The organism is Corynebacterium sp. MSK035 (assembly GCF_030232615.1).
Taxonomy (GTDB): Bacteria; Actinomycetota; Actinomycetes; order Mycobacteriales; family Mycobacteriaceae; genus Corynebacterium; species Corynebacterium jeikeium_D.
Genome location: NZ_JASPJP010000053.1, coordinates 1 through 277 on the forward strand (window position 1 = coordinate 1; position 277 = coordinate 277).

The 277-nt window shown below is 53.8% G+C and carries 1 pseudogene; it reads right to left on the reverse strand.

Features of this window, described 5'->3' with window-relative positions:
* Positions 1-277: pseudogene (locus QP978_RS10805) on the reverse strand (IS1249 family transposase); the annotation flags it as partial.

Genomic DNA, 277 nt, shown 5'->3' on the forward strand with positions numbered 1-277 from the left:
GAAAGTGCGTCTTGACCCCATCGTTGGTCCCTGGCGATCTTGACCGGATCGTCAGGGACTTCTGTATGTAGATACAGCCACCAATCCATCACTGTGCGTTGATGCGGTAGTGATAGTCCGCGGTGTCTGCGGGCTAGTTCTTTTATGGGGGCGTTGATGCCACCTTCGAGGCTGTTTGTTGTTGCTGCAAGGTTGTCGGGGTCGATGGTTGTTGGTGGGGGTTGCAGGTAGGTAAACAGCAGGTCTCTGCGGTGCAGAGATAGCAATGATTGATAGG